Origin of the sequence: Neobacillus niacini, assembly GCF_019749295.1 — a bacterium.
GTDB lineage: Bacteria > Bacillota > Bacilli > Bacillales > Cytobacillaceae > Neobacillus > Neobacillus niacini_D.
Genome location: NZ_JACWFG010000008.1, coordinates 147,769 through 173,096, shown reverse-complemented (window position 1 = coordinate 173,096; position 25,328 = coordinate 147,769). Strand labels below are relative to the sequence as shown.

Annotated in this window: 27 protein-coding genes and 2 other annotated features; of the genes, 3 read left to right on the top strand and 24 right to left on the bottom strand. The window is 39.5% G+C overall.

Annotated features, from left to right (window positions below):
• Positions 1-9: 9 nt before the first annotated feature.
• The 7 genes from H0184_RS12385 to zapA form a co-directional block, all read right to left on the bottom strand.
• Positions 10-594 (bottom strand): TetR/AcrR family transcriptional regulator, encoded by a 585-nt coding sequence (locus H0184_RS12385; protein ID WP_221825262.1) that lies wholly within the window; start codon positions 592-594, stop codon positions 10-12.
• A 191-nt stretch (positions 595-785) separates the two neighbouring features.
• Positions 786-2,489: a long-chain-fatty-acid--CoA ligase gene (locus tag H0184_RS12380; protein ID WP_221825259.1), complete on the bottom strand. Its 1,704-nt coding sequence runs from the start codon at positions 2,487-2,489 to the stop codon at positions 786-788.
• 239 nt (positions 2,490-2,728) lie between these two features.
• A complete protein-coding gene (locus tag H0184_RS12375; RefSeq protein WP_221825256.1) occupies positions 2,729-3,136 on the bottom strand; it encodes a DUF350 domain-containing protein in 408 nt (135 codons plus the stop codon).
• A 19-nt stretch (positions 3,137-3,155) separates the two neighbouring features.
• On the bottom strand, positions 3,156-5,513 hold the full coding sequence (locus H0184_RS12370; RefSeq protein WP_221825246.1) for an endonuclease MutS2: 2,358 nt from the start codon (positions 5,511-5,513) through the stop codon (positions 3,156-3,158).
• A 13-nt stretch (positions 5,514-5,526) separates the two neighbouring features.
• Positions 5,527-7,248, bottom strand: a complete 1,722-nt coding sequence (gene polX / locus H0184_RS12365) for a DNA polymerase/3'-5' exonuclease PolX (protein WP_221825243.1) — start codon at positions 7,246-7,248, stop codon at positions 5,527-5,529.
• 140 nt (positions 7,249-7,388) lie between these two features.
• Positions 7,389-7,943, bottom strand: coding sequence for a CvpA family protein (locus H0184_RS12360; protein ID WP_221825240.1), 555 nt, complete (start codon positions 7,941-7,943; stop codon positions 7,389-7,391).
• A 7-nt stretch (positions 7,944-7,950) separates the two neighbouring features.
• Complete coding sequence (zapA, locus tag H0184_RS12355; RefSeq protein WP_221825237.1) at positions 7,951-8,211, bottom strand: cell division protein ZapA; 261 nt, start codon at positions 8,209-8,211, stop codon at positions 7,951-7,953.
• A 134-nt stretch (positions 8,212-8,345) separates the two neighbouring features.
• Between zapA and rnhC the strand changes: the two genes are divergently transcribed.
• Complete coding sequence (rnhC, locus tag H0184_RS12350; RefSeq protein WP_221825234.1) at positions 8,346-9,281, top strand: ribonuclease HIII; 936 nt, start codon at positions 8,346-8,348, stop codon at positions 9,279-9,281.
• An 848-nt stretch (positions 9,282-10,129) separates the two neighbouring features.
• On the opposite strand, the gene pheT is transcribed toward rnhC, so the two are convergent.
• From pheT to H0184_RS12335, 3 genes are all read right to left on the bottom strand, one after another.
• Complete coding sequence (gene pheT / locus H0184_RS12345; RefSeq protein ID WP_221825231.1) at positions 10,130-12,544, bottom strand: phenylalanine--tRNA ligase subunit beta; 2,415 nt, start codon at positions 12,542-12,544, stop codon at positions 10,130-10,132.
• A 12-nt stretch (positions 12,545-12,556) separates the two neighbouring features.
• A complete protein-coding gene (gene pheS / locus H0184_RS12340) occupies positions 12,557-13,594 on the bottom strand; it encodes a phenylalanine--tRNA ligase subunit alpha (RefSeq protein WP_221825227.1) in 1,038 nt (345 codons plus the stop codon).
• 71 nt (positions 13,595-13,665) lie between these two features.
• Positions 13,666-13,908, bottom strand: a binding site (T-box leader).
• A 61-nt stretch (positions 13,909-13,969) separates the two neighbouring features.
• A complete protein-coding gene (locus H0184_RS12335) occupies positions 13,970-14,719 on the bottom strand; it encodes a TrmH family RNA methyltransferase (RefSeq protein ID WP_221825217.1) in 750 nt (249 codons plus the stop codon).
• Between the two features lie 112 nt (positions 14,720-14,831).
• On the opposite strand from H0184_RS12335, the gene sspI reads away from it, so the two are divergent.
• Positions 14,832-15,038, top strand: coding sequence for a small acid-soluble spore protein SspI (gene sspI / locus H0184_RS12330; RefSeq protein ID WP_221825923.1), 207 nt, complete (start codon positions 14,832-14,834; stop codon positions 15,036-15,038).
• Positions 15,039-15,212: 174 nt separating this feature from the next.
• Here sspI and H0184_RS12325 read toward each other — a convergent pair whose 3' ends face one another.
• The 5 genes from H0184_RS12325 to dut form a co-directional block, all read right to left on the bottom strand.
• A complete protein-coding gene (locus tag H0184_RS12325; protein ID WP_221825213.1) occupies positions 15,213-16,298 on the bottom strand; it encodes a M42 family metallopeptidase in 1,086 nt (361 codons plus the stop codon).
• A 62-nt stretch (positions 16,299-16,360) separates the two neighbouring features.
• Positions 16,361-16,423 carry a hypothetical protein gene (locus H0184_RS28090; RefSeq protein WP_396953596.1) on the bottom strand — a complete coding sequence of 21 codons (63 nt, stop codon included), beginning with the start codon at positions 16,421-16,423 and terminating at the stop codon, positions 16,361-16,363.
• Positions 16,424-16,435: 12 nt separating this feature from the next.
• Entirely contained in the window at positions 16,436-16,720 is a 285-nt protein-coding gene (locus tag H0184_RS12320) for a hypothetical protein (RefSeq protein WP_221825211.1), read from the bottom strand.
• Complete coding sequence (locus H0184_RS12315; protein ID WP_221825209.1) at positions 16,720-17,019, bottom strand: DUF2089 family protein; 300 nt, start codon at positions 17,017-17,019, stop codon at positions 16,720-16,722. The genes H0184_RS12320 and H0184_RS12315 overlap by 1 nt, the downstream gene beginning before the upstream one ends.
• A gap of 174 nt (positions 17,020-17,193) precedes the next feature.
• Entirely contained in the window at positions 17,194-17,628 is a 435-nt protein-coding gene (gene dut / locus H0184_RS12310) for a dUTP diphosphatase (RefSeq protein WP_221825207.1), read from the bottom strand.
• A 177-nt stretch (positions 17,629-17,805) separates the two neighbouring features.
• Between dut and H0184_RS12305 the strand changes: the two genes are divergently transcribed.
• Positions 17,806-18,186 carry a sigma-w pathway protein ysdB gene (locus H0184_RS12305; protein WP_221825205.1) on the top strand — a complete coding sequence of 127 codons (381 nt, stop codon included), beginning with the start codon at positions 17,806-17,808 and terminating at the stop codon, positions 18,184-18,186.
• A 4-nt stretch (positions 18,187-18,190) separates the two neighbouring features.
• On the opposite strand, the gene H0184_RS12300 is transcribed toward H0184_RS12305, so the two are convergent.
• From H0184_RS12300 to dnaI, 9 genes are all read right to left on the bottom strand, one after another.
• Positions 18,191-18,778: a TVP38/TMEM64 family protein gene (locus H0184_RS12300; protein ID WP_221825202.1), complete on the bottom strand. Its 588-nt coding sequence runs from the start codon at positions 18,776-18,778 to the stop codon at positions 18,191-18,193.
• Positions 18,779-18,889: 111 nt separating this feature from the next.
• On the bottom strand, positions 18,890-19,153 hold the full coding sequence (locus H0184_RS12295; protein WP_221825200.1) for a DUF1294 domain-containing protein: 264 nt from the start codon (positions 19,151-19,153) through the stop codon (positions 18,890-18,892).
• 60 nt (positions 19,154-19,213) lie between these two features.
• Positions 19,214-19,573: a 50S ribosomal protein L20 gene (rplT, locus tag H0184_RS12290; RefSeq protein ID WP_221825197.1), complete on the bottom strand. Its 360-nt coding sequence runs from the start codon at positions 19,571-19,573 to the stop codon at positions 19,214-19,216.
• A 31-nt stretch (positions 19,574-19,604) separates the two neighbouring features.
• Complete coding sequence (gene rpmI / locus H0184_RS12285) at positions 19,605-19,805, bottom strand: 50S ribosomal protein L35 (protein ID WP_034676880.1); 201 nt, start codon at positions 19,803-19,805, stop codon at positions 19,605-19,607.
• 18 nt (positions 19,806-19,823) lie between these two features.
• Positions 19,824-20,327, bottom strand: coding sequence for a translation initiation factor IF-3 (gene infC, locus H0184_RS12280; RefSeq protein ID WP_034676878.1), 504 nt, complete (start codon positions 20,325-20,327; stop codon positions 19,824-19,826).
• A 74-nt stretch (positions 20,328-20,401) separates the two neighbouring features.
• Entirely contained in the window at positions 20,402-20,596 is a 195-nt protein-coding gene (locus H0184_RS12275) for a hypothetical protein (protein WP_221825191.1), read from the bottom strand.
• Positions 20,463-20,595, bottom strand: a sequence feature (ribosomal protein L20 leader region). (Overlaps the previous gene by 133 nt.)
• Positions 20,597-21,024: 428 nt before the next feature.
• A complete protein-coding gene (thrS, locus tag H0184_RS12270) occupies positions 21,025-22,962 on the bottom strand; it encodes a threonine--tRNA ligase (RefSeq protein WP_221825188.1) in 1,938 nt (645 codons plus the stop codon).
• 411 nt (positions 22,963-23,373) lie between these two features.
• Positions 23,374-24,246 (bottom strand): putative sporulation protein YtxC, encoded by an 873-nt coding sequence (gene ytxC, locus H0184_RS12265; protein ID WP_221825182.1) that lies wholly within the window; start codon positions 24,244-24,246, stop codon positions 23,374-23,376.
• 150 nt (positions 24,247-24,396) lie between these two features.
• Entirely contained in the window at positions 24,397-25,326 is a 930-nt protein-coding gene (gene dnaI / locus H0184_RS12260; RefSeq protein ID WP_221825176.1) for a primosomal protein DnaI, read from the bottom strand.
• Positions 25,327-25,328 lie beyond the last annotated feature (2 nt).

Below are 25,328 nucleotides of genomic sequence, written 5' to 3'. Positions count from 1 at the left end.
ACTCGAATCTTAATGATTTCCACAGCCCTTAATCAATAGCTGATGGACTGGTTTAGCGAGTGCTGTTAAATCATATTTTTCCTCATTCAAAACCCAAGTTGTCACGGTTTCATCCATCGTGCCGAAAATCATTTGCCGGGCAAGACGAACATCGAGGTCACTTGAAAACTCTCCCGTTTCTTTTCCTTCAATGATGATTTTATCTATCACTTGCAAATATCCTTTAAGAACATTATTTATTCTCATACGCAGCTCTTTATTTGATTGCCGTAATTCAAGCTGGGTGACGATTGCCATGTGATGATCATCGGAAAGATTACGAAAATGAGCTTCAATCATCATATATAACTTCTCCACCGCTGTCTCTTTTCCTGCTATCATTTCATCTATTTTTTCAATAAAGCTTCCCATTTTTTCTTCAAAGAGTGAGATGAGAATGTCTTCTTTGTTTTTAAAATAAAGATAAATGGTACCGTCTGCGACACCAGCCTGCTTTGCAATTTTCGAAACCTGTGCCTGATGATAACCAACTTCCGCAATTGCAATGACAGCAGCATCAATAATCTGCATGTATTTTGGTTTATTTTTTTTCATTGGTTCTCCCTCCTCTTGAAGAAAGTATTTTTTACAAAAAATAAAATATGAATGAATAATCATTCATATTTTTATAATAGATATTAGTTGTATTTCTGTCAAGAAATTCAAAGACATTTTTATATTACTTTATTGCCCGCATAGGTACAAGCTATATTATTCAAAAAAAAGAAGTGCATTTTGTACGGGAATTAAGCGTGTTTTTTGTTTTCTTCCTCTATTTTTCTCATTTCTTCTTCAACCAGGGTTCTTCTTAATATTTTCCCTACTGCTGTTTTCGGTAATTCATTTCTAAATTCATATAATCTAGGAGCCTTATAAGCAGCTAAATACTTTCTAGCATATTGATTCAACTCATCTGAAGTAAGCTTAGATCCTTCTTTTAACACAACATATGCCTTAACGGTTTCACCCCGATATGGATCCGGAATTCCTGCAGCAACAGCTTCCAAAACATCAGGATGTTCATATAAGACTTCTTCAATTTCTCTCGGATAGATATTATATCCACCAGCAATAATCATATCCTTCTTTCTATCTACTACATAGAAATATCCATCTTCATCCATATAGCCAAGGTCCCCCGTGTAAAGCCAACCGTCTTTAATTGTTTCCTCTGTTGCATCAGGACGATTCCAATAGCCTTTCATCACTTGTGGACCTTTAATGATAATTTCACCAATTTCCTTAACCGGCAAGATTTCGCCATTTTCCATTGAGACAATCCTAACCTCCGTATTTGGCCATGGTACACCAATACTTCCCTTTACCCGTGGTCGATCCCATAGGAAATTAGAATGCGTCACTGGAGATGATTCAGTTAAACCATATCCCTCTACAAGCTTTCCGCCTGTAACCTTCTCAAATTCCTCTTGCACTTCAATGGGTAGAGGTGCAGAGCCGCTGAGACAGGAATCAATGGATGATAGATCATATTTTTTAAGATCAGGATGATTTAATAGACCTATATAAATGGTTGGTGCACCTGGAAACAATGTAGGACGCTGTTTTTGGATTGTTTTCAAAGTCGTCAATGCATCAAACTTTGGTAAAATAATCATTTTATAAGCCTGCATGACTGATAAAATCATAATGATCGTCATTCCATAAACATGGAAAAACGGTACAATTCCAAGCACTGATTCCTCTCCTGGTTTAGATTTGTACAACCATGCCGTACACATCGAAGAGTTGGCAACGAGGTTTCTGTGTGTCAGCATAACTCCTTTAGGAGAACCTGTTGTGCCGCCAGTATATTGGAGCAGTGCTACATCCTCCTCGAAGTCGAAATCATATTCTACGAGTTTTTTAGGCTTCAATTTTACTATTTCTTTAAATAAGTGGTTATTGCCTTCATGTTTAACATTAACAACAATTCCATATTGCTTTTTCTGGATAAAAGGATAAACTAAATTTTTTGGGAATGGCAGGTAATCTTTGATAGCGGTTACAATAATGTGCTGCAAATCTGTCTGCGGCATCACCTTAGAAACACGAGGATAGAGGATGTCAAGTGTGATGATTGCCTTAGCTCCGGAGTCCTTCATTTGATATTCTAGTTCACGTTCGGTATATAATGGGTTAGTTTGAACAACAATTCCCCCAGCCATTAATATTCCAAAATAACTTATGACTGATTGTGGTGTATTGGCGAGCATAATGGCAACTCGGTCACCTTTTGCAATCCCCAGTTCCTGTAGATAACTGGCAAATGAAAGTGATTCATTGTAAAGCTCTTTATATGTCATCTCCTTTCCCATGAAGTGAATGGCAATTTTATCTGGATAACTCTTTGCCGCATCTACCAAATACTGCTGAACAGGTTCAGGTCGAAATTCTAGTTCCGCAGGTATCTCTTCAGGGTAAGAGGTGAGCCATGGTTTTGAATCATACATTAGTAACCCTCCTTTTTTACTATTTTAAATTTTTCCACTTCCCTTTCATTATAATATAGTCAGACTCTTTAAACAATTGGAACAACAACTATTGTTCATCATATCACGATAAAAAAATCACCGTCGATTACTCAACGATGATTTCCATTTAAAATATCATATACCCCAATCCAATTAGCAAAAACAAGGCGCATAACCCAAGAAGCACTTTCGCTAATGTTTCCACGCTTAATCTCCCCTTACGATATTCCCGCACCTATTACAAAGGATAAGCCGATTGACAAAATCATTGCAATGAAACCAACCGCGCGATTATCATTTTTTATTTCATCGTCAACGTTAAATTTAGGTGTTAAGAATTCAAAGATAAAATATCCAATCAGTAACAGCACAAAGCCAAATACTCCCCAGCCAATCATTGTTACCAATGAATCATTCTGTTCAATGGAATAGCGGAAAATATTAGCAATCCCAAAAATTTTCCCTCCAGTGGCCATCGCAACAGCAATATTGCCCTTTTGGATTTCTTCCCAATTTCTATATTTCGTTACTAATTCAAAAATGGCTAAAAATAAAACCACACATAGTATAACTACACTATAATTGGCAGCACTTTGAATATACACGTTATCCCAAAACTGGTTCATTCCTTATTCTCCCCGGTTATTATTTAAATTCGACCACGGTAACACCAGAGCCGCCCTCACCTGCTTCTCCAAAGCGGATTTTCTTAACAGAACGGTGATTTCGCAAATATTCCTGGACTCCCTGTCTTAATGCGCCCGTGCCTTTCCCGTGAATAATTGATACACGAGGATAGTTTGATAATAACGCATCATCTATATATTTTTCCACTCTTAAGAGTGCTGCTTCATATCTTTCTCCGCGCAAATCTAATTCTAGCTTTACATCTGCATCCCTGCCTTGAACAATCGCCATCGGTCTTGTTTCTACTGGCTTTGGTGTGCTGATATACTCTAAATCCTTTTCTTTCACCTTCATTTTCAGGATCCCGATTTGCACCTGCCATTCGTTATCAGAAACTTTTTCAAGAAGTGTACCCTTTTGACCAAAAGTCAGGACTTTCACTTCGTCACCAGGTGTGAAGGTATGCTTCTTCGTTTTATTATTGATTTGTTTGGCGGATTTCTTTATTTCAGGCGTTGCGGCCTCAAGACGCCGCTTTGCATCAATTAATTCGTGCTCCTTAATATCAGCATGTTTCTCGATTCTCATTTTACGAAGGTCACGTATAACCTTTTCTGCCTCACTCTTTGCCTCTTCAAGAATATCACCAGCTTGTTGTGCTGCCTTTTCTAGCATTGAGTCTTTATTCTCATAAAATTCAATCATCTGCTTCTGCATATCCTGATGGAGCTTTTCTGCCTGTCTTAAATAATCACGTGCTTCTTCCTGTTCAATTTCTGCCTGGCGCTTACTGCTTTCAAGTGAGGCAATCATCTTATCAATTTGATTGGTATCTTCACTAACATGGGATCTTGCTGCTTGAATCACAGTGTCGCTTAAGCCTAACCGTTTTGAAATTTCAAAGGCATTGCTTCGTCCTGGAACACCAAGGAGCAGCTTGTAAGTTGGACTCAAGGTTTCGACATCAAATTCCACACTCGCATTGAGAACACCTTCACGGTTATAGCCGTAGGCCTTTAATTCTGGATAATGAGTTGTGGCAATCACCCTCGCCCCTCGATTGTGCACTTCATCTAAAATGGAAATTGCAAGTGCTGCACCTTCCTGCGGGTCTGTACCTGCACCAAGCTCGTCGAAAAGGACAAGAGAATTAAAATCAACCTTCTTCAATATGTCCACGATATTTACCATGTGGGAAGAAAAAGTACTTAAGCTCTGCTCGATGGATTGTTCATCACCGATATCAGCATAGATGGCATCAAAGACAGCAAGCTCCGATCCGTCATAGGCAGGAACCTGCAGGCCTGATTGAGCCATTAACGAACATAATCCGAGCGTTTTTAAGGTAACGGTTTTACCACCCGTGTTTGGTCCTGTAATAACAATAGTCGTGTAATCTTTCCCGAGCAGAATATCATTGGCAACGACTTCATCAATCGGTATTAACGGATGTCTGGCTTTATATAAAGCAATTCGTCCCTCATTATTCATAAGAGGCATACTGGCTTTCATTTTACGTCCGTATCTTGCTTTTGCAAAAATAAAATCAAGATTGGCCAGCACCTCGACAATCACTTGCAGCTCTGACTCAAACTCAGCAGTTTTTGCAGACAGCTCCGTCAATATTCTTTCAATTTCAAGCTGCTCTTTCACTCTTATATCCTGCAGTTGATTGTTCAATTGTACAATGACCTGTGGTTCAATAAATAGAGTTTGACCCGATGAACTCTGATCATGAATAATACCGCCATAGTGGCCGCGATACTCCTGTTTAACAGGAATAACAAAACGATCGTTACGAATGGTGATAATTGAATCCGACAACATCTTTGCTGCATTTGAGGAGCGAATCATGCTCTCTAATTTCTCACGTACACGCGCTTCATTCGACCGGAGCTGGTGCCTTAACGTTCGCAGCAGGTCACTCGCACTATCAAGAACCTCCCCGCTCTCATCAATGGCATGTCTGATGGACTCCTCCAAATTAGCTAAAATCATAATCCGCTCAACTTGCTCCATTAAAATGGGGATTTCCGTTCTTTCTTCGGCAATATCCTCAATAAATCGCTTCATTTGCCTGCTTGCATGGATCGTACTAGCAATCTGTATTAACTCGTGAGAACTAAGGACACCCCCAATAACAGAGCGTTTAATATGGGCACGAATATCGTGAATTCCCGATAATGGGACATTTCCTTTTATCCTTAATACGGTTGAGGCCTCATCCGTTTCTGCCTGAAGCTTTACTACTTCTTCAAAATCTGTTGATGGGACCAATCGTTTTAACTTCTCTATTCCCAGTGAGGACGCGGCATGATCAATGAGCTGATCCCTCACTTTAGTAAATTCCAATACCTTTAACGTTCTTTCTTGCATGGAGTAAACCTCCTTAATTTCGATTATGCAAAAATTCTAGTAAGTCGTTCGGCTCTAATGCATTAATTACCGATGATTTCTTTATCCAGCCCTTTTTCGCTGTGGAAACGCCTACCCCCATATGGGAGAGCGTTTCTTTCTTATGGGCATCCGTATTTATAAATAGTTTAACCCCTGCATCCTGTGCTTTTCGCAGATACTCAGCTTTTAAATCTAATCGATTAGGATTAGCATTCAGCTCTAAGGCAGTATTTGTTTCTTTCGCGAGTTCAATCAGCATATCGATATCGACATCGTAGCCTTCACGGCGGCCAATTTTTCTGCCAGTCGGATGGGCAATTAAATCAACATGTGCATTTTTTAATGCTGTGGTTAAACGCTCCATTATTTTTTCTCTTGGCTGTGAAAAAGCTGAATGAATAGATGCGATGACAAAGTCCATTTGAGATAACAGATCGTCCTCATAATCCAATGTGCCATCAGGCAGAATATCCATTTCAACACCAGAGAGGATTAAAATATCATCATATTTCTCATTTAATTTTTTTATTTCTTCTTTTTGCTGCAACAACCGCTCACGTGTCAGTCCATTTGCGACTTTCAAATACTGAGAGTGGTCAGTGATTGCCATATATTTATAACCCTTTGCACGGCAGGCTTCCACCATTTCCTCAATTGAATGTGCCCCATCGCTCCAGGTTGAATGCATGTGAAGGTCGCCCTTAATATCACTTAGTTGGATTAATTCACCTTCATAAGCTGGAAACTCCTCAACCTCTTTGCCATCTTCTCTTACTTCCGGAGGAATAAATGGCAGGTCAAAATGCTTGTAAAATTCTTCTTCTGATGAAAAAGTAAGAATTTCACCTGTCTCTACATTCTCCACCCCATATTCGCTAATCTTTTCTCCACGTTCCTTTGCAAGCTGTCTCATTCTTACATTATGGTCCTTTGAACCGGTAAAATGATGGAGAGTAGTGATGAATTCCTCTGGTTTAACAATCCGAAAATCAACAGATACATCATAATCGTAACCAAACACAAGCGACACTTTTGTATCACCCGCACCGATAGTTTCTTTAATATTCGGTAATTCGAGCAGGAACTGTTTCACCTTTTCTGGATGTTCAGTCGCAATAATAAAGTCTAGATCTTTAACGGTTTCTCTCACTCTGCGTAAACTTCCAGCCCGTGAGGATAGGTGAATCTCAGGAGACTCAGAGAGCCTGGCTTCAATCTGCTCTGCAATTGGCAGCATGTAGGCAAGCGGCAGTCTGTCAGGTCTAGATCCTGCATTTGCAATGGCACTTAAGATTTTCTCTTCCGTCTTTTTCCCAAAACCTGCTAATGCTTGCACTTTTCCTGCTTTACATGCTTCTTCTAAGGTTGTGACATCTTCAATTCCTAGCTCTTTGTGAAGCTTTGCAATTTTCTTCCCGCCAAGACCAGGCAATTGTAATAACGGAATTAACCCTTTTGGAACTTCTTCCTTCAATTCTGTTAACACCGAGGAAGTACCCTCATTTATGTATTCTTCAATCACAGCAGCTGTACCTTTGCCGATTCCTGACAGCGAGGTAAAATCCTCAATTTCAGATAGAGTCCGGTCATCAAATTCTAGTGCAGATGCCGCTTTGCGAAAAGCTGATACCTTAAAGGGATTTTCACCTTTAAGCTCCATATATACCGCAATCGTCTCTAATAGTCGTATTAAATCCTTTTTATTTACCTCCATTACTTCCACCCGCCTTGCACTTATTTTAACCTTTTAATAGAAAAACTTCTCTCTTAGAGAGAAGTTAAGAGCAACTTCTCCCTCGAGAGAAGTTAAGAGCATCGTCTCCATACAGAGAAGTTAAAGAAGTCCTTCTCTCCTCAGAGAGAAGTTAAAGCAGCAGTATATTCAATCCAGATATTTTTTATTTGCTCCGAAAGGAATGGTGTATGATTGACAATTAAGTTCGCCATAATTGAATCATCCAAAGGTTTCTGCAAAACTTCCATTGGAACTAGCGCAGCAATATATAATAAAATGAAGATAAGTAAGTAGACCTCAGCAAAACCAAGGATCCCGCCTGCCCAAACATTTAATTGTTTTAGAATAGGCAAATGGGCAATAAAATCAAGCATCGATCCTATCACTTGCAGCAGGATTTTCACCGCAAAGAAAATAATGATAAAGGCAATCGCGCGGTAAAAGGCTTCTTCCATATTACCGTTCTCACTTAATAGTTTTAAAGGAGATGTAGTCCCAAGATTTGGATATGGAACCCACAGCGTGAGTCTAGGTGCCAAATCATCGTAGTATAAATTTGCCACTATGTATGCAATAATAAAACCTGTTAAATGGACTAACTGCAAAATGAAACCTCTTTTTAATCCAATAAAAAAACCAAAAACTAATAATAAAATAATTGCTAAATCCAACATGACTTATTCAGTCCTTTTCCTTTTGTAGTTCAGATTGCAGCCGCTCTAGTTGTTCCTTCATTTTGATATAATCATTGACCGCATTCACTGCAGTTAATACAGCGAGTTTATTCACATCAAGTAATGGATTCCTGGAACCTATTTCGCGCATTTTTTTGTCAACTAATGAAGCGACATGTCGAACATGGTTTTGGGATTCAGTACCTAAAATAACGTATTGAGTTCCGTATATATCAACGGTTGTTCTGGTTTTATCTGTATTTGACAAATTACTGCCTCCATTCGGTTCGAAGAAATCCCTATTTTATAATATAACACGAACGGATATGTGTCGAAAAGAGAAACGGATGAAACTGGAGCTTTTTTACTTTTTCTAGAAAATTGTCGAGGAGTGTTTTGGGAGTGGGAAATGTTGTATTAAATCTAACTTTGTCTGAAATTAATAAAATGAAAAGCTATTATGAAGGAAAATTGCTGGACAAAACTCCTCCAGGAAGTGTATTTGCAGCGAAGACATCTGGCTCAATGATTACTGCCTATAAGTCTGGGAAGGTTTTGTTTCAGGGGAATGGCAGTGAAGCAGAAGCGAGCAGATGGGGTGAGGCTGCTGCAAAAGCTCCCGCCAAATCAAAAGCTGCTAAAGGGAATCTGCCAGAAGGTTTTAGCAACTGGTCCGTTATAGGCTCGGATGAAGTAGGTACTGGTGATTTTTTTGGTCCAATAACGGTTGTGGCTTCTTATGTTAGGAAGGAAGATATTCCTTTGTTAAAAGAATTAGGTGTTAGAGATTCAAAGGATCTCAATGATGATAAAATCATTGCCATTGCAAAGGTAATTAAAGATATTGTTCCATTTAGTCTAATGACATTAAAAAATGAAAAGTATAATCAGCTGCAAAAGTCAGGTATGTCACAGGGCAAAATGAAGGCCATACTTCATAACCAAGCCATTCTGAAAGTGCTTGAGAAGATTTCTCCTGTGAAACCAGAAGGTATTCTTATCGACCAGTTTGTTCAAGAAAGTACCTATTTTCAACATGTTAAAAATCAAAAGGCTGTAGCGAGGGAAAATGTTTATTTTAGTACAAAGGCCGAGGGTATCCATCTTGCTGTAGCAGCAGCCTCAATTCTCGCGCGGTATGCCTTTGTTCAGTATTTTGACAAGCTGAGTGAATCGGCAGGATTTAAGATTCCAAAAGGCGCAGGTGCTCAGGTGGATGAAGCCGCAGCAAAGCTGATTTTGAAAAAAGGACGAGAAGTGCTGCCGCAATATGTAAAACTGCATTTTGCTAATACGGAGAAGGCAATGAATCTGGTGAAAAAAAGAAAAGGTAATTGATTGGCATTGAATTTTCTATGTGAACACTAGATGCGATCTTTTTTTGAGTCTCTAGCATTATAGGCTTCAGGAACCATTCATGAGGCCTCTTTTTGCTGAGACACTATTTTTTGGGCTTCATGAACCGTTCATGAGGCCTCTTTTTGCTGAGGCACTTTTATTTTAGGGCTTCATGAACCGTTCATGAGGCCTCTTTTTGTTGAGGCACTTTTATTTTGGGCTTCATGAACCGGTCATGAGGCCTATTTTTGCTGAGGCACTTTTATTTTGGGCTTCATGAACCGGTCATGAGACCACTTTTGGCTGAGGCTTTTTGGGCTTCATGAACCGTTCATGAGACCCCTTTTGGCTGAGGTACTTTTATTTTGGGCTTCATGAACCATTTATGAGACCACTTTTTGTTGAGGCACTTTTATTTTGGGCTTCATGAACCATTCATGAGACCCCTTTTAGCTGAGACACTCTAATTTTAGGCTTCATGAACCGGTCTGAGACCCCTTTTTGTTGAGGCACTTTTATTTTGGGCTTCATGAACCGGTCATGAGACCCCTTTTGGCTGAGGCACTTTTATTTTGGGCTTCCTGAACCGGTCATGAGACCCCTTTTGGCTGAGGCACTTTTATTTTGGGCTTCCTGAACCGTTCATGAGACCACTTTTTGCTGAAGCACTCTGATTTTGGGCTTCATGAACCGTTCATGAGACCACTTTTTGCTGAAGCACTCTGATTTTGGGCTTCATGAACCGTTCATGAGACCCCTTTTGGCTGAGGCACTTTTATTTTGGCTTCATGAACCATAACATAAAAAAATGACCTAGTTGAATTTTCACTAGGTCATTTCATTCTTTCTTACCCTCTTAATACCGCTCCAGCCTGATTCTTCAAGGCTTCTAGTACTTGGGTATGAACTTTTGTTACTTCCTCATCTGTTAATGTCCGTTCTGGATCCATATATTTCAATGAGTAGGCGATGGATTTTTTGCCTTCTTCCATGCGCTCTCCTTCGTATAGGTCAAAAACATTTACCTCTTTTAGAAGCTTTCCACCGGCTGTTTGGATAATATCCTTCAATACTCCAGCAACCGTTTCTTTATCCACAACAAGAGCGATGTCTCTTGTAATTGATGGGAACCGTGGGATTCCTAAGTATCTTAAAGGTGCTGTTGCTTCTTCTAAAATGGCCTTCAATGAAAGTTCAAACACGTATGTGTCTTTTAAATCCAGCTCTTTTTGCATGGTTGGATGTACTTGGCCGACAAATCCGATCCGCTCACCATTCAAGTGAATTTCAGCTGTACGTCCTGGATGCATATTATCTACCTTAGCCTGAACGTATGTCACACTCTCAGTAAGTCCCAGCTTGGCAAATAATCCTTCTAAAATACCTTTTAATACATAGAAGTCAACTGCCTTTTTCTCACCCTGCCATGAATGGCTATGCCATAGACCTGTAATAGCACCTGCTAAATGCTCTCGCTCTTCAGGTAATACTTCGTTTCCATTTGCTAAGAACACAGCACCTGTTTCATACACAGCGAGGCTGTCGTTTTGACGGGCACTGTTGTATTTTAAAACTTCCAACAGCTGCGGCATAATGCTTAAGCGAAGGATACTGCGGTCTTCACTCATCGGCATTGCCAGGCGTATGAAATCGCGTTTCTCCAGCGCAAACTGTGCCGCTTTTTCCTCACTTGTTAACGAATACGTAACCGCTTGGAAAAGACCAGCGCCTTCTAAATATTGGCGGACAATTCGGCGTTTTTCTTGATAGTCTGATAATTTGCCTGGTGTAGCTGAACCGATTGGCAATGTTTTCGGAATGTTATCGTAGCCGTAAAGACGTGCCACTTCTTCAATTAAATCTTCCTCAATTTTGATATCGCCACGGCGTGTAGGAGCTGTTACCGTGATATTTTCATCTTCACTCGTTACCGCGAATTGAAGGCGTTCAAAAATTGCCTCAACCTCGGCCACAGTCATGTTTGTGCCGATGACATTATTTATTTTTTCAAGAGTGATTGAAACGACTGCCGGCTCAACTGTTAGTGTATCAACCTCAGAAGCACCTTCTAATACTTCACCGCCAGCGTATTTCGCCATCAAGTATGCTGCACGTTCCCCGGCTGCACGCACACGGTTAGGGTCAACACCCTTCTCAAAACGAGCACTTGCTTCACTTCGTAAGCCGTGGTCTTTCGATGCTTTTCTAACAGTACCTCCTGTAAAATAAGCAGCCTCCAACAATACAGTTGTTGTATCTGAAGTAACCTCAGAATTAGCTCCGCCCATGACACCCGCTAATGCGATTGGTTCTGTTCCATTTGTAATCACTAAATGGTCAGAAGTTAATGTACGCTCAACATCATCTAATGTTGTGAATTTCTCACCATCATGTGCACGACGTACTAGGATTTCTTTTGAACCTAAGCGATCGTAGTCAAATGCATGCAGAGGCTGGCCATATTCTAATAAAATATAGTTGGTAATATCGACAACATTATTATGCGGACGAATTCCTGCAGACATTAGTCTTGTTTGCATCCATAGCGGCGAAGGACCGATTTTTACATTTTTAATAACTTTGGCAGCATATAGTGGATTATCCTCATTAGCGTCCACTTTTACCGTAATATAATCAGTTGCCTTTTCATTTACTGGCTGTTGATCGATTTCTGGAAGCTTCACATCTTTTCCAAGAATCGCTGCAACTTCATATGCTACACCAAGCATGCTCAAGCAATCCGCACGGTTTGGAGTTAAGCCAAGCTCAAGGACTTCATCATTACGGTTTAATAACGCGATGGCGTCTGTTCCAACTTCTGCGTCTTGAGGGAAAACAAAGATCCCTTCAGAATATTCCTTCGCTACAACCTTCGCTTCAATACCAAGCTCAGTTAGTGAGCAGATCATTCCATTTGATTCTTCACCGCGAAGCTTCGCACGCTTAATTTTAAAATTACCTGGTAATACCGCGCCAACCGTTGCCACTGCTACTTTTTGACCTTGTGCGACATTAGGTGCTCCGCAAATAATTTGAACAGGTTCGCCTTGACCAATATCAACCTGACATTTGCTTAATTTATCAGCATTTGGATGCTGAACACGTTCAACCACATGCCCAACTACTACTCCAGTAATTCCTTCATTAAGGACATCGACGCCCTCAACCTCGATCCCGCTTTTTGTAATTTTTTCAGCTAACTCACTAGCCGAAACTCCGGATAAGTCTACATAATCCTGGAGCCATTTATATGAAACGAACATATCGCTTACCTCCTATTCATGTTTAGAAAATTGTTTTAAGAACCGTACATCGTTTGTGTAGAAATGACGAATATCATCAACGCCGTATTTCAACATTGCGATGCGCTCTGGTCCCATACCAAACGCAAAACCAGTGTATTTTTTAGAATCATAGCCAGCCATTTCAAGAACGTTAGGATGGACCATTCCTGCTCCAAGAATTTCAATCCAGCCTGTTTTCTTACAAACATTACAACCATGTCCGCCGCAAATCATACAAGAAATGTCCATTTCAACGGATGGCTCAGTGAATGGAAAGAAACTTGGACGTAATCTAATCTCACGGTCCTCACCAAACATTTTCTTCGCGAAAATCTCTAATGTTCCATGAAGGTCGCTCATGCGGATGTTTTCACCAACGACAAGCCCTTCAATTTGCATGAACTGATGAGAGTGTGTCGCATCGTCATTATCGCGGCGGTATACTTTACCAGGACAGATAATTTTGATAGGACCTTTCCCTTGGTTCTTTTCCATTGTCCGCGCCTGCACTGGGGAAGTGTGAGTGCGAAGTAGAATTTCATCTGTAATATAGAAGGAATCCTGCATATCGCGAGCCGGATGACCCTTCGGTAAATTTAGAGCCTCAAAGTTATAATAATCCTGTTCTACTTCAGGACCTTCTGCCACTTGATAACCCATTCCAATAAATAAGTCTTCAATTTCTTCAATGATTCTTGTTAATGGGTGGTGGTTTCCAACCTTAACGGGTCTTCCAGGTAATGTTACATCAATTGATTCAGAAGCTAGCTTTTCTAAAACGGCTGCTTCTTCTAACTCTTTTTGTTTTGCTTCTAAAACGGTAGCAATAGCTTCACGAACTTCATTTGCGAGTGCTCCCATAATTGGACGTTCTTCTGCTGAAAGCTTACCCATCCCACGGAGCACTTCCGTAATGGGTCCTTTTTTACCTAAATAAGCAACACGGATGTCATTCAATTCTTTTAAGCTTTGTGACTGTTCAATTTTTTGAATAGCTTCCTGCTGCAATTCCTTTAATCGTTCTTGCATCATATTTCCTCCTTTTTAATCGCTAAATTTCGAGCGGTCTTATTTTAGCAAACAAAAAAACCCCATCCCTGGAAAGGGACGAGGTTTATAGTCGCGGTACCACCCTTGTAAACACGATATGTATAAAAACATTGTGTTCGCTTCATTGGGATAACGGCAAGTGCCGGTGCACCTTTACATTTCTATTTGAAATGGTCCCGGTGTCAACTCAGGAGGTGAACTTCACCTATCATTTCCATAAAAGTGCTTTCAGTCATGGCACTTTCTCCCTTAATGGTCTTTGATAAGTTACTTTTCTCCGTCAATGTCTTTGTTATTTTTCAATAATGTAAATTATTATATAATACTTTTCCAGTTGATTCAAACTAGTATCGGTCATTTTTTCAAAAAATATAACAGGATGCCTGTTGCTACGGCTACATTCAGTGATTCACTTTTACCGTAGATAGGTATATAAAGATTGGCAGTTGTTTTTTCGAGCAGGTCTTTATTGACCCCATTTCCCTCATTTCCAACGAGTAGTGCAAAGGATTTCTCTGTTGAAATATCAGTATATGCAGAAGCCCCTTCAAGTGCTGTACCGTACACTGAAATATTTTTTTCGTTAAGCTGTGCTACCCATTGATGGAGGTCTCCTCTAATTATGGGCAGGTGAAAATGACTGCCTTGGGCGGAGCGAAGAACCTTTGAATTGTATACGTCTACGCTTCCTTTTCCAACAATCACCGCGTCAATGCCTGCAGCATCAGCTGTACGAATCATTGTACCTAAATTTCCTGGATCCTGCACGGCATCGATTAATAGGTATGTCTTCGCGTCTGGTACTTCTATTTCAACCTGACGGCAAACGGCATATATTCCTTGCGGTGCCTCCGTGTCAGATAATGAGTTGGATATTTCTTCGGTTACAAGTGTCACAGGGGTTTCCCCAGAATCCCACCGTGGGGGGAGGCCTGTCTTATCGGAAACAATAATTTCAATAACACTCTCACCTTGTTTTAACGCTTCTTCTACCAAATGAAAGCCTTCGACTAAAAATGTGCCGGATTTATCTCGTTCCTTTTTTGTTAACAGTTTTTTCCACTGTTTTACTTTTGGATTTTGAATGGATTCAATATGCTTCAAGTTTGTACTCCTTCAGTGTTTTTTTCTCATTATATCCCAAAAAAAATACATAATAAAATTAAATATAGAAATCATATTAAAGAAATACAGGATTAAAAAGGAGTGTGTGATGATGAATTTAAATTTGCGAAATGCTATTATCCACAATGTTACTGGTAACTCTCAAGATGAATTAGAAGATACAATTGTTGATGCTATTCAAAATGGTGAAGAAAAAATGCTTCCAGGCCTAGGTGTTTTATTTGAAGTAATTTGGAAGAATTCCTCTGAGGAAGAAAAAAAGGAAATGCTTGCAACACTTGAAAATGGGTTAAAGTAATTTAGATGCTGCTGCCGACTCGAACTCGGCAGCTATTTTTTTGCTTACTAGCCAGCGTTTTTGGGCATCCGCCAGTATTTCTCCGCCATCCGCCAGTATTTCTCCGCCATCCGCCAGTATTTCCCCGCTATCCCCATAAAAAAATCCCCGATTTAGTATCGAGGATAACTAACTTTATTCATAAGTAATTTTATCAACTGTCTCACGGTCGAGACGCTTGATTACTTCGACGATTAGCTTCACTGCATTTTCATAGTCATCACGATGGAGCATTGCCGCATGTGAATGGATATAACGTGTGGCAATCGTAATGGCAATCGACGGAACTCCAGTGTGAGAAGTATGGATAGGACCGGCATCTGTCCCTCCCCCAGGAATAACATCGAATTGATAAGGGATATTCAACTCATCAGCAACGCTAATAATAAAATCACGCAAGCCTTTGTGGGCTACAAGAGTCGCATCGTATAAAATGATTTGTGGGCCTTTCCCCATTTTGCTCATTGCTTCTTTTTCAGTAATACCAGGTGTGTCCCCAGCAATACCAACGTCCACTGCAAACCCAATATCAGGGTTAATTTTCTCAGCAGAGGTTTTTGCACCGCGAGAGCCAATCTCCTCTTGAGTGGTTCCAAGGCCATAAACCTCGTTCGGATGATCCACGCCTTTTAATTGCTTCATTACATCAATGGCAATTGCACAGCCAATGCGGTTATCCCACGCTTTTGCTAAAAGCATTTTTTCATTATTCATAACGGTAAACTCGAAATATGGTACGATCATATCCCCTGGAAGAACACCCCACTCAAGAGCTTCCTCACGACTTGAGGCACCGATATCAATAAACATATCTTTTATTTCTACTGGTTTCTTACGAGCTTCCGCCGGTAAAATGTGCGGCGGCTTTGAGCCGATGACACCAATGATATCACCTTTATTGGTAACAACAGTGACACGCTGGGCAAGCATAACCTGTGACCACCAGCCCCCGACTGGTTGAAAACGAAGGAACCCTTTATCATCAATTTGAGTCACCATAAAGCCAACTTCGTCTAAGTGGCCAGCCACAATAATCCTTGGGCCGCCCTCTTTTCCTGCTTTTTTGGCAATTAGACTGCCAAGTCCGTCTGTTGTTACTTCATCGGCATATGGTGCTATGTATTTTGTCATGACTTCGCGAACTTCCCTCTCGTTGCCGGGAATCCCTTTGGCGTCCGTCAAGTCCTTTAACATTGTTAAAGTTTCATCTAAATTAGCCATTGTCTCGCCCCCTTCTATGTATGTTCGAATTTCATTATACAGATTATATTAATAATATTCAGCTAATAGCTATTCTGCTGTCTTTGATAATTTACTTCATTTTTCGGAAAATATGCTTTTTCCATTTCCACAATTCCCTACTTCATATCAAAGGCTTTCATTTTATCTAATTCTTTTCTTCTTTTTTCACGCAGATACTTTCTCCCGCCTATCCATTCTCCAAATAGGAAAAGTATCCCTAAAATTAGTGCAAGGATGAAGGCAAGTGCACTTTCAATTCGGTTGGTTACAAACATCCACGTTAAAAAAACAATATAAGATACTGGTATAAGCGCCCCCCAAAAACCACTATTTCTGGTTGAAAAAAAATATTGAATAGCCAATACACCTGCAGTTATTAAAACCCCATAAAGATTAGGCATTACTTCTCATCCCTTTCTTGTTTATATTTTTCAATAATCAATTTAGCATCTTCTAGGCTTATCCGATCATCTATCGAAAGCCTTTTAATAAACTTGATAAATTCCTCGTTATCTGCGACATCGTTTATTTTTATTTTCTCAATTAGTCGATCAAGTTTGATTCTCACTGTTGGATACGAGACTTCATAAATCTTTGCGATCTCTTTTAAAGAACCTGACTTTAGAACAAAGTTCTTAATAAATTCTAGATCCTCACTCTCCAAAGACAGAATCCAGCTTGGAACATTTTTAATCTCCACATCGGCCACCCCTTTCCTTAATTTAATATTAGTTTAACATAAATTTTAATAATGTAAAACAAAACTTTAATTTTATTAAAAATAATTCAAAACAGACTATAAATTTTATCAAAAAAACCCTATTCAAGAATAGGGTTTTCATTCCTTTTATGTATAACTACCATACTAGCTTATTTATTCACCTGATGATCCGAACCCGCCTTTATCTCTTTCTGTGTCGGATAAAACCTCCGTTTGTTCAAGTTTAACCTGTACTACTGGCGTAATAACCATCTGAGCAATTCTCATTTGTTTCTCTACCTTAAAATCTTCTTTCCCGTGGTTTATCAAAATTACCTTGATTTCACCTCTGTATCCCTCATCAATCGTTCCAGGGCTATTTAGCACAGTAATAGAATGCTTTAAAGCTAAACCACTTCTAGGTCTTATCTGCGCCTCAGTCCCTTTAGGCAGTTCCATTTTTATTCCTGTTCGTACTAATTCGGATTCTCCTGCTCGGATTATTTTCTCCTCTACAGAAAATAAATCCAGTCCAGCGTCACCTTCATTCGCACGATACGGTAATTTTGCTTCATCATTTATCAACTTAATTCTTACTTTATATTCCATTATAATCCCCCGTTTTTTGTTTTGTGCCAAACCTCATGTATGAAGAATAATACACTTTTTTTGTTTTTAATCGTAAATATAATATTCCCTTAGCAAAAATTATATCAAAGTGTGGAAAGAATGAAACTTTTCTCTTTCCATTTCGTATAGTAGTTAAAAGTAATAGGAGGCATAACCATGGTTTGGCTGCTGCGCTTAGTGTTGCTGTTCTTAATTATCTTCATCATTTTTGTTACGATTAGGTATTTCCTTAAACCAAGTCGTAAATTAGAAGCAGCACGAAAACACAAACGTTTCTTACTAATAGACAATAATGAGGTTGTGAAAAATTTCCGCCTGACCTACAACGGTGCTGTCTTTACGGGAGAAAAATACGTAGGAGCTTCAAATAACACAATAGACGTTGTATCCATTACTCTTTGGCCCGATCAACCTACATCTATTAAAGGAATGGCAAAGGAAGACTTTTATTTTATTGAAAAGAAGATACACGAAAAATATCCGGTTGCACAAATTAACTGGAGAAGTCCCATTCATGAATTTTTGCATCAAAAATAGCCGCCTATCCAGCGGCTTTTTCCTTTGTTCTTTTAAAAAATTCCTTCCACTTGATCACGTTTTGTTTCTCTCTTAAGAAGTAGACAAGTGCCGTTAAAACAAGAAGCGTGATAAAAATAACAGTAGGAGTAAAAGAGCTGATGTACTCCCCAAAAATGGTACAGAAAAAAGCGATTGGAATATTAGTAATGAAAGAGGCCTTAAGGTATTCTTTAAATTGAGGCTTTCTTTGTTTTAAGCAAAAGCTTAATAAATGGTAGTGTACAAATGGTATAAGTCTTAAAATGGCAATTTGGCCAACAGTCAGGTTTCGATATTCCCCAAACCAGCGATTTTTGATTTTTATTATGCGATTCTGTGTTTTCGGCATTCTATCTATAAAAGCATAGAAAAAGATACTAACCCCCATTAATCCAATAATTGAATAAATGGTCCCCCACACAGTTCCAAATAAAACGCCTCCAGCAATGATGACAACCGATACAGGAATAAATAAGAACGATCTAAGCAAATGAAATAAAATGAAAGCGATTGGAGCAAAGATCCCCCCGGCTTCCACCATGATTAACAGCAAAGACAAGTCCTCATTCATTTCGCATGCCCCCTGGGTGTTTATCGCTCTAGTTAATCTCCAGCTGCAGCGACAAGGCGCTTACGCTTTTTGTTGTTAATTAAACATATAGAATGGGCCATGCTGTTATGTCTACAAACTATAAATATAGACTAAAAGAATTATTTCGAGGAGCGCTAGTAAGGGAAAGCCTATTTTAAAGGATTGGTGTTTTGTTTTGTGCCTAAAAATCTGCATACCCGCTGTCGTCCCCACTGCTCCGCCGAAAAGCGCAATGAGCCACAACGTCTTTTCACTAATCCGATACTGGTGTTTTCTTGCACGTTCTTTGTCTATCTTCATCACCATCAGCCCAATAATATTCATGATGATATAGGCGCCTAATATGGTATTCATATCTCTATCTCCCTTATAGAAAAAGCCATCCTCATTAAGAGAATGGCATTTATTTTAAAATTATTTAGCTTGTTGTTGTTTTGCAACATTTGCTAATTCAGCAAATGCGTTTGCATCACTTACTGCTAATTCAGCAAGCATTTTGCGGTTTACTTCGATACCTGCAAGCTTTAAGCCATGCATTAAACGGCTGTAAGAAAGACCGTTCATACGAGCTGCTGCGTTGATACGAGTAATCCAAAGTTTACGGAAGTCGCGCTTCTTCTGGCGACGATCGCGGAATGCATACATTAAAGATTTCATAACCTGTTGGTTAGCTACTTTATATAATGTATGTTTTGAACCATAATAACCTTTTGCTAATTTAATAACTTTTTTACGACGCTTGCGCGTAACTGTACCGCCTTTTACACGTGGCATGAATTTTTCCTCCTATATCAATCGTTAACGATTATTTAAGATTTGTTAATAAGAAACGAATGCGTTTGAAATCGCCTTTAGAAACAAGAGACGCTTTGCGAAGCTTACGCTTAGCTTTTGTAGACTTGTTTGCAAATAAGTGGCTAGTATAAGCGTGAGAACGCTTCAGTTTACCAGAACCAGTTTTCTTGAAACGCTTTGCAGCGCCACGGTGAGTTTTCATTTTTGGCATTTGGGATAGTCCTCCTTATTACTTTTCAGTTTTAGGTGCTAGAACGAGGAACATGCTTCGTCCATCCATTTTTGGATGAGACTCGATGGTTGCAACTTCCTTGCACTCTGTAGCAAAACGGTCTAATACACGTTGACCGATTTCTTTATGGGTAATCGCCCGGCCCTTGAAGCGGATTGAAGCTTTTACCTTGTCGCCTTTTTCCAAAAACTTAATCGCATTGCGAAGTTTTGTATTAAAATCATGCTCATCAATTGTTGGGCTGAGACGAACTTCTTTTGTAACAATGATTTTTTGATTCTTTCGAGCTTCTTTTTCTTTCTTTTGATTCTCGAATTTAAATTTGCCATAGTCCATAATTCGGGCTACCGGAGGTTTCGCATTTGGTGCAACTAGTACCAAATCAAGATTCACTCGTCCGGCAATCTCCAGCGCTTCAAATTTGGTTTTAATCCCTAATTGTTCGCCGTTCTGATCAATTAGACGAACTTCGCGAGCGCGAATACCCTCATTTAACAACATGTCTTTGCTAATAATTAGCCACCTCCAAGGTTTTCACGAATACAACTTTCGGGTCAAGATAGTCAGCTGACTGACTACTGACGCTTTGCTGCTTCGGCAAGAAATGAACAACTTTTTTTAAATGCTTTGTTTTTTACAAATAAAAAAGTGCGGATGAATACACCCACACTTTTACGAAACAAAAGTAATAAACTAAAGAGTTCACGTAAAACCTGCCAACTGCCAATTGCGTCAATCAGGTGAGAAGCGGGTGCTTCTTCTTTTCCCAAAACTAGTATTCAATTTTCCTTAGTTACTATAACATAAGCAAAGACGTGATGTCAAACATGCATTTCGTATGACAACGAAATTCATTTTATCAAGAAACGCAGAATTATACAATAGAAATTTTTTCTTTTTTTTAGACACTGCTAAACATAGGTGTTAATTTCGGATGATTTGTTATAGATGGGGATTTAATTGCGGATGGATAGCATTAGTTGCGGATGGCACTATTTAGTTGCGGATAGCCACTATTTAGTTGCGGATGCCACAATTTAGTTGCGGATAACCTCATTTTAGTTGCGGATGCCGCAATTTAGTTGCGGATGGCATCAATTAGTTGCGGATAGCCACAATTTAGTTGCGGATGCCTCCATTAGTTAAAACATCATTAGCATTAAAAAGTAAAAAAGGGAGAAGAATCTCCCCCTCCTACTTATCCTCTTTTCACTTCAGCCTTTAGTGATTCAAGGTATTGTGCAAATGGTATTGTTTCTGATTTTTGTTCTCCGTATTTGCGGACGTTTACGGCGTTTTCTTCTACTTCTTTGTCGCCGACAACGAGCATGTATGGGATTTTTTGCATTTGGGCTTCGCGGATTTTGTAACCGATTTTTTCATTACGGCCATCTAATTCAACGCGGAAGCCTTCATTTTGAAGCTGTTCCTGTACCTGCTTGGCAAAATCAAAATGTGCTTCTGGTGAAACAGGAATTACTTGAACTTGGACTGGAGCTAACCAAGTTGGGAAGGCTCCTTTGTATTCTTCAATTAAGAATGCCACAAAGCGTTCCATTGTTGACACAACACCACGGTGGATTACAACTGGGCGGTGCTGCTTGCCGTCTTCTCCAACATAAGTTAAATCAAATCGTTCCGGCAGCAAGAAGTCTAATTGAACTGTAGATAGAGTTTCTTCCTTGCCTAATGCAGTTTTTACTTGAACATCAAGCTTAGGACCGTAGAAAGCTGCTTCTCCTTCAGCTTCATAATAATCAAGACCAAGGTCATCCATTGCTTCTTTAAGCATACTTTGCGCTTTTTCCCACATTGCATCATCATCAAAATACTTTTCAGTATCTTGAGGGTCACGGTAGGATAGACGGAAGGAATAATCATTAATGTTGAAATCTTTATATACTCCTAACACAAGATTAACAACACGCTTAAATTCATCTTTGATTTGGTCTGGTCGAACAAAAATATGAGCATCATTCAAAGTCATTCCGCGAACACGCTGTAATCCTGATAATGCACCAGACATTTCATAACGGTGCATAGTTCCTAGCTCAGCAATTCGAATTGGGAGTTCTCGATAGCTGTGAATCGCATTTTTGTATACCATCATATGATGCGGACAGTTCATTGGACGAAGAACCAATTGCTCGTTATCCATATCCATTATCGGGAACATATCTTCTTGGTAATGATCCCAGTGACCAGAAGTTTTGTATAGATCCACGCTTCCCATGATTGGAGTGTACACATGGTCATAGCCCAGACGCTGCTCTTTATCAACGATATATCTTTCAACAACACGTCGGATGGTTGCACCTTTTGGAAGCCATAATGGCAGCCCTTGACCAACTAATTGAGAGCTAGTAAACAGGTTTAACTCTTTTCCAATTTTACGATGGTCACGCTCTTTCGCTTCTTCAAGTAAGCGAAGATGCTCTTTCAGATCCTCTTTCTTGAAGAAAGCAGTCCCGTAAATACGCTGAAGCATTTTGTTTTTGCTGTCACCGCGCCAGTAAGCCCCGGCAATGCTCAACAATTTAAATTCTTTGATTTTACCAGTTGATGGTACATGGACACCACGGCAAAGGTCAGCAAAGTCGCCCTGCTCATAGATAGTTACTGTTTCATCATCTGGAATTGCTTCAATTAGTTCCAGCTTGTAAGGGTCACCCTCGGCTTTAAAGAACTGCACCGCTTCTGCACGGCTAACTTCTTTACGAACAATCTCGATGTTTTCATTAACGACTTTCGCCATTTCTTTTTCAATCTTAGGCAGGTCTTCTGGAGTAATCGATTCTTCAAGGTCGATATCATAATAAAATCCGCCTTCAATTACAGGCCCTACACCTAGGTTTACTTCTTTCCCATACAGCCTCTTAATCGCCTGCGCCATTAAGTGGGCAGTACTATGACGTAAAATTTCCAATGCATCCTTTGATTCTGGTACAACGATTTCTATGGATCCGTCATCAAGGATTGGACGGCGAAGATCATATAATTGACCATTCCATTTCCCGGCAATTGCTTTTTTCTTCAGTCCCGGGCTGATGGAAAACGCAATATCTTCCGTTGTTGTTCCACGAGGGAACTCCTTCACTGCTCCATCTGGAAACGAAATTTTAACAACGTCTGACATGGTAACTCCTCCTTTTGATTTGAGCGCGCGGGACTTAATTTTGTCCTAAAATAGCGCTTTAAAAATAAAAAAACCCGTCCCTGGAAAAGGGACGAGTTTAATAAACACGTGGTTCCACCCATTTTTTCATTTTTAAAAAACGTCTTTAAAAATGACTTTAGGACAGGGTAACGGGCTGTTTCCCGTCAGAGATTACTCACTTCTAAGAAGCGTTCACCGCTGAAGTTTAAAGGTGGTAAGCATTCAATCCGTGCTAGGAGGCTTTCAGCCGGGTCCTCCCTCTCTGGTAACCGTGAATAAATACTGTTGTCCTTATCATTACTTTTTGCTGCATATTTTACTATGTAGGTTATTATAATGATTAATTTTTGAAAAATCAATACACCAAACACACAATTTTTACAATATTTTTCAAGCGCCGTTTTCGTTTGCACTATTCTCCTGTTGAATCCATTCTTTTGTATGACGCAATCCTTTGAAAGACTTTATTACAACTCTCTCTTCAAAAATGTTCTTAATCGTCCTAACAAGCGGTTCCTCAGGGTTTTTCGTATAGAGAAGAATGTTTTTAGGCGCAATTGATAATAAAGGTGCAATCGAAGCAGAATCTACATAAACCGGATGGTTAAATAGAAGCTTCCGATCTATCATTTTCATCAACTCTCCCCTTTTTATCTCAGCAAAACTCTCATCATAGAAGGTAATTTCCTCATCAAACAAAAGATGCAAACTGTCCATTTTCGGTTCACGGCCAGCTAAAAAATCCCTTAGTGTTTGAATAAACATTTGATATTCTTGCTCCATTTTATATTCATCGATTGAAATTTCAACGTAACTCTCTAACATTTTTAAATAAGGACGCAAACGAAACTTTATAAAGGAATCAAACGAAAAAGAGACATGATCCTGGAAGATTTCCTCTACCGCATCTTTAATATTTGGTGCTTCTTCGTTTTCCCTGATTAGTACAGTCAGGTCTTCGCGCTGGCCCTCCAAGACAGAATAAATAATTTCCAATATGTGCTGCTGCTCTTCTAAATCTTCATAAAAGTAATGCTCTTGTAGAATCGTTCTAAACCAATCATCCGTTTTAATTTTTACGATAAATTCATAAAAAGCAGTTTTAACGTACTCAAGGTTAATCTTATTTTCTAAAATCTTTACTATATATCGATCTTCTAAAAGAAGAATATCTTGATTACCTGGATTAATGTGTAAACACTTCAGCAAGTGATCATAAAATCTCTTCGCATCCATCCTGCTTCGGAAGATGATTTCTGCCAACCAAATCCCCCCTCTGACCCATACTCTGTTTTACTATTTATATGGGGGACTTGGCCAAAATAGAAGTTAAGACAACACACTTGACCCCTATATTGTAAAAAAAAATAAAGGATTACCGAAAAATATATCGGTAACCCTCTATCTGTCTGCTTAATCACGTCGATTTCTGCCTTCAACCAAAACAGGCTCACTTAAACTTCGAATTCTTTCCATGATTCTTCGTGCTTTCATCTTTTCTTCTTCCCCGCGCTGACTGTAGGTTAAATGATGCTCAAGTCCCTGAAAGTCAAAATTCGAGGTAAAAAACGTCGGCAGCTTCTCAAGCATTCTGAACTGAAGGATTGGTCCCAAGACTTCGTCTCTTGTCCAGCTGGAAACAGCCTCAGCTCCAATGTCATCAAGCATTAGGATTGGTTCCTTCTTTAGTGCCTCGATTTTTTCATTTAAAGTATTATCACCAATTGCACTTTTCATCTCGCGCAGCAGCTCTGGTACATACACAATCATGGACGAAATTTGTTTCTTAGCAAGCTCGTTGGCAATAGCGCCAAGCAAATAGGATTTCCCCACTCCAAACTTGCCATAGAGATACAATCCCTTTGGCTTTTGGCCATCCTCATAATTCATTAAAAAGGTAGCAGCCTTATCTCCAGCATCAAGACGTCCTTCGTCACCTTCAAAGTCCTCAAAGGTAGCTTCTAGTATGTCTCTAGGCACGTATAAACTTTTAATAAGCTTTTGATTCTTCTTTTGTTCATCTGCCATGACTTTTCTAGGGCAGCGCTTATACACCACATCAATAGAGTTTCTGACTAATACCAAGTCAGGGTGATATCCCTTCATGAAATTAACACAGCCATCCAGACTCTCACAGCGATTGCATTCTTTACTTTGCTGGGTATACTCGTATAGTTTGCTCATGCTTTTTTCAATGGTTGCCTGTTGCAGTTCATTCTGGTGTTCTGCTAAAAAGGCATGTATATCAGGGTGATTAAGAACTTGCTGCCGCTGTTCTTCATATCGCTTTTGAAAGCTTTCATTTGAGGCTAAACGCTTAAGTGTACGATTTATTTTTTCCAATG

Excerpts from the sequence above, each read along its gene's own strand:
- H0184_RS12385 (WP_221825262.1), bottom strand. The coding sequence starts at position 594 with ATGAAAAAAAATAAACCAAAATACATGCAGATTATTGATGCTGCTGTC.
- H0184_RS12380 (WP_221825259.1), bottom strand. The coding sequence starts at position 2,489 with ATGTATGATTCAAAACCATGGCTCACCTCTTACCCTGAAGAGATACCT.
- H0184_RS12375 (WP_221825256.1), bottom strand. The coding sequence starts at position 3,136 with ATGAACCAGTTTTGGGATAACGTGTATATTCAAAGTGCTGCCAATTAT.
- H0184_RS12370 (WP_221825246.1), bottom strand. The coding sequence starts at position 5,513 with ATGCAAGAAAGAACGTTAAAGGTATTGGAATTTACTAAAGTGAGGGAT.
- polX (WP_221825243.1), bottom strand. The coding sequence starts at position 7,248 with ATGGAGGTAAATAAAAAGGATTTAATACGACTATTAGAGACGATTGCG.
- H0184_RS12360 (WP_221825240.1), bottom strand. The coding sequence starts at position 7,943 with ATGTTGGATTTAGCAATTATTTTATTATTAGTTTTTGGTTTTTTTATT.
- pheT (WP_221825231.1), bottom strand. The coding sequence starts at position 12,544 with ATGTTCGTTTCATATAAATGGCTCCAGGATTATGTAGACTTATCCGGA.
- pheS (WP_221825227.1), bottom strand. The coding sequence starts at position 13,594 with ATGCAAGAACGATTAAAGGAATTGCAGCAGGAAGCTATTCAAAAAATT.
- sspI (WP_221825923.1), top strand. The coding sequence starts at position 14,832 with ATGAATTTAAATTTGCGAAATGCTATTATCCACAATGTTACTGGTAAC.
- H0184_RS12325 (WP_221825213.1), bottom strand. The coding sequence starts at position 16,298 with ATGGCTAATTTAGATGAAACTTTAACAATGTTAAAGGACTTGACGGAC.
- H0184_RS12320 (WP_221825211.1), bottom strand. The coding sequence starts at position 16,720 with ATGCCTAATCTTTATGGGGTTTTAATAACTGCAGGTGTATTGGCTATT.
- dut (WP_221825207.1), bottom strand. The coding sequence starts at position 17,628 with ATGGAATATAAAGTAAGAATTAAGTTGATAAATGATGAAGCAAAATTA.
- H0184_RS12305 (WP_221825205.1), top strand. The coding sequence starts at position 17,806 with ATGGTTTGGCTGCTGCGCTTAGTGTTGCTGTTCTTAATTATCTTCATC.
- H0184_RS12300 (WP_221825202.1), bottom strand. The coding sequence starts at position 18,778 with ATGAATGAGGACTTGTCTTTGCTGTTAATCATGGTGGAAGCCGGGGGG.
- H0184_RS12295 (WP_221825200.1), bottom strand. The coding sequence starts at position 19,153 with ATGAATACCATATTAGGCGCCTATATCATCATGAATATTATTGGGCTG.
- rplT (WP_221825197.1), bottom strand. The coding sequence starts at position 19,573 with ATGCCACGTGTAAAAGGCGGTACAGTTACGCGCAAGCGTCGTAAAAAA.
- rpmI (WP_034676880.1), bottom strand. The coding sequence starts at position 19,805 with ATGCCAAAAATGAAAACTCACCGTGGCGCTGCAAAGCGTTTCAAGAAA.
- infC (WP_034676878.1), bottom strand. The coding sequence starts at position 20,327 with ATGTTGTTAAATGAGGGTATTCGCGCTCGCGAAGTTCGTCTAATTGAT.
- thrS (WP_221825188.1), bottom strand. The coding sequence starts at position 22,962 with ATGTCAGACGTTGTTAAAATTTCGTTTCCAGATGGAGCAGTGAAGGAG.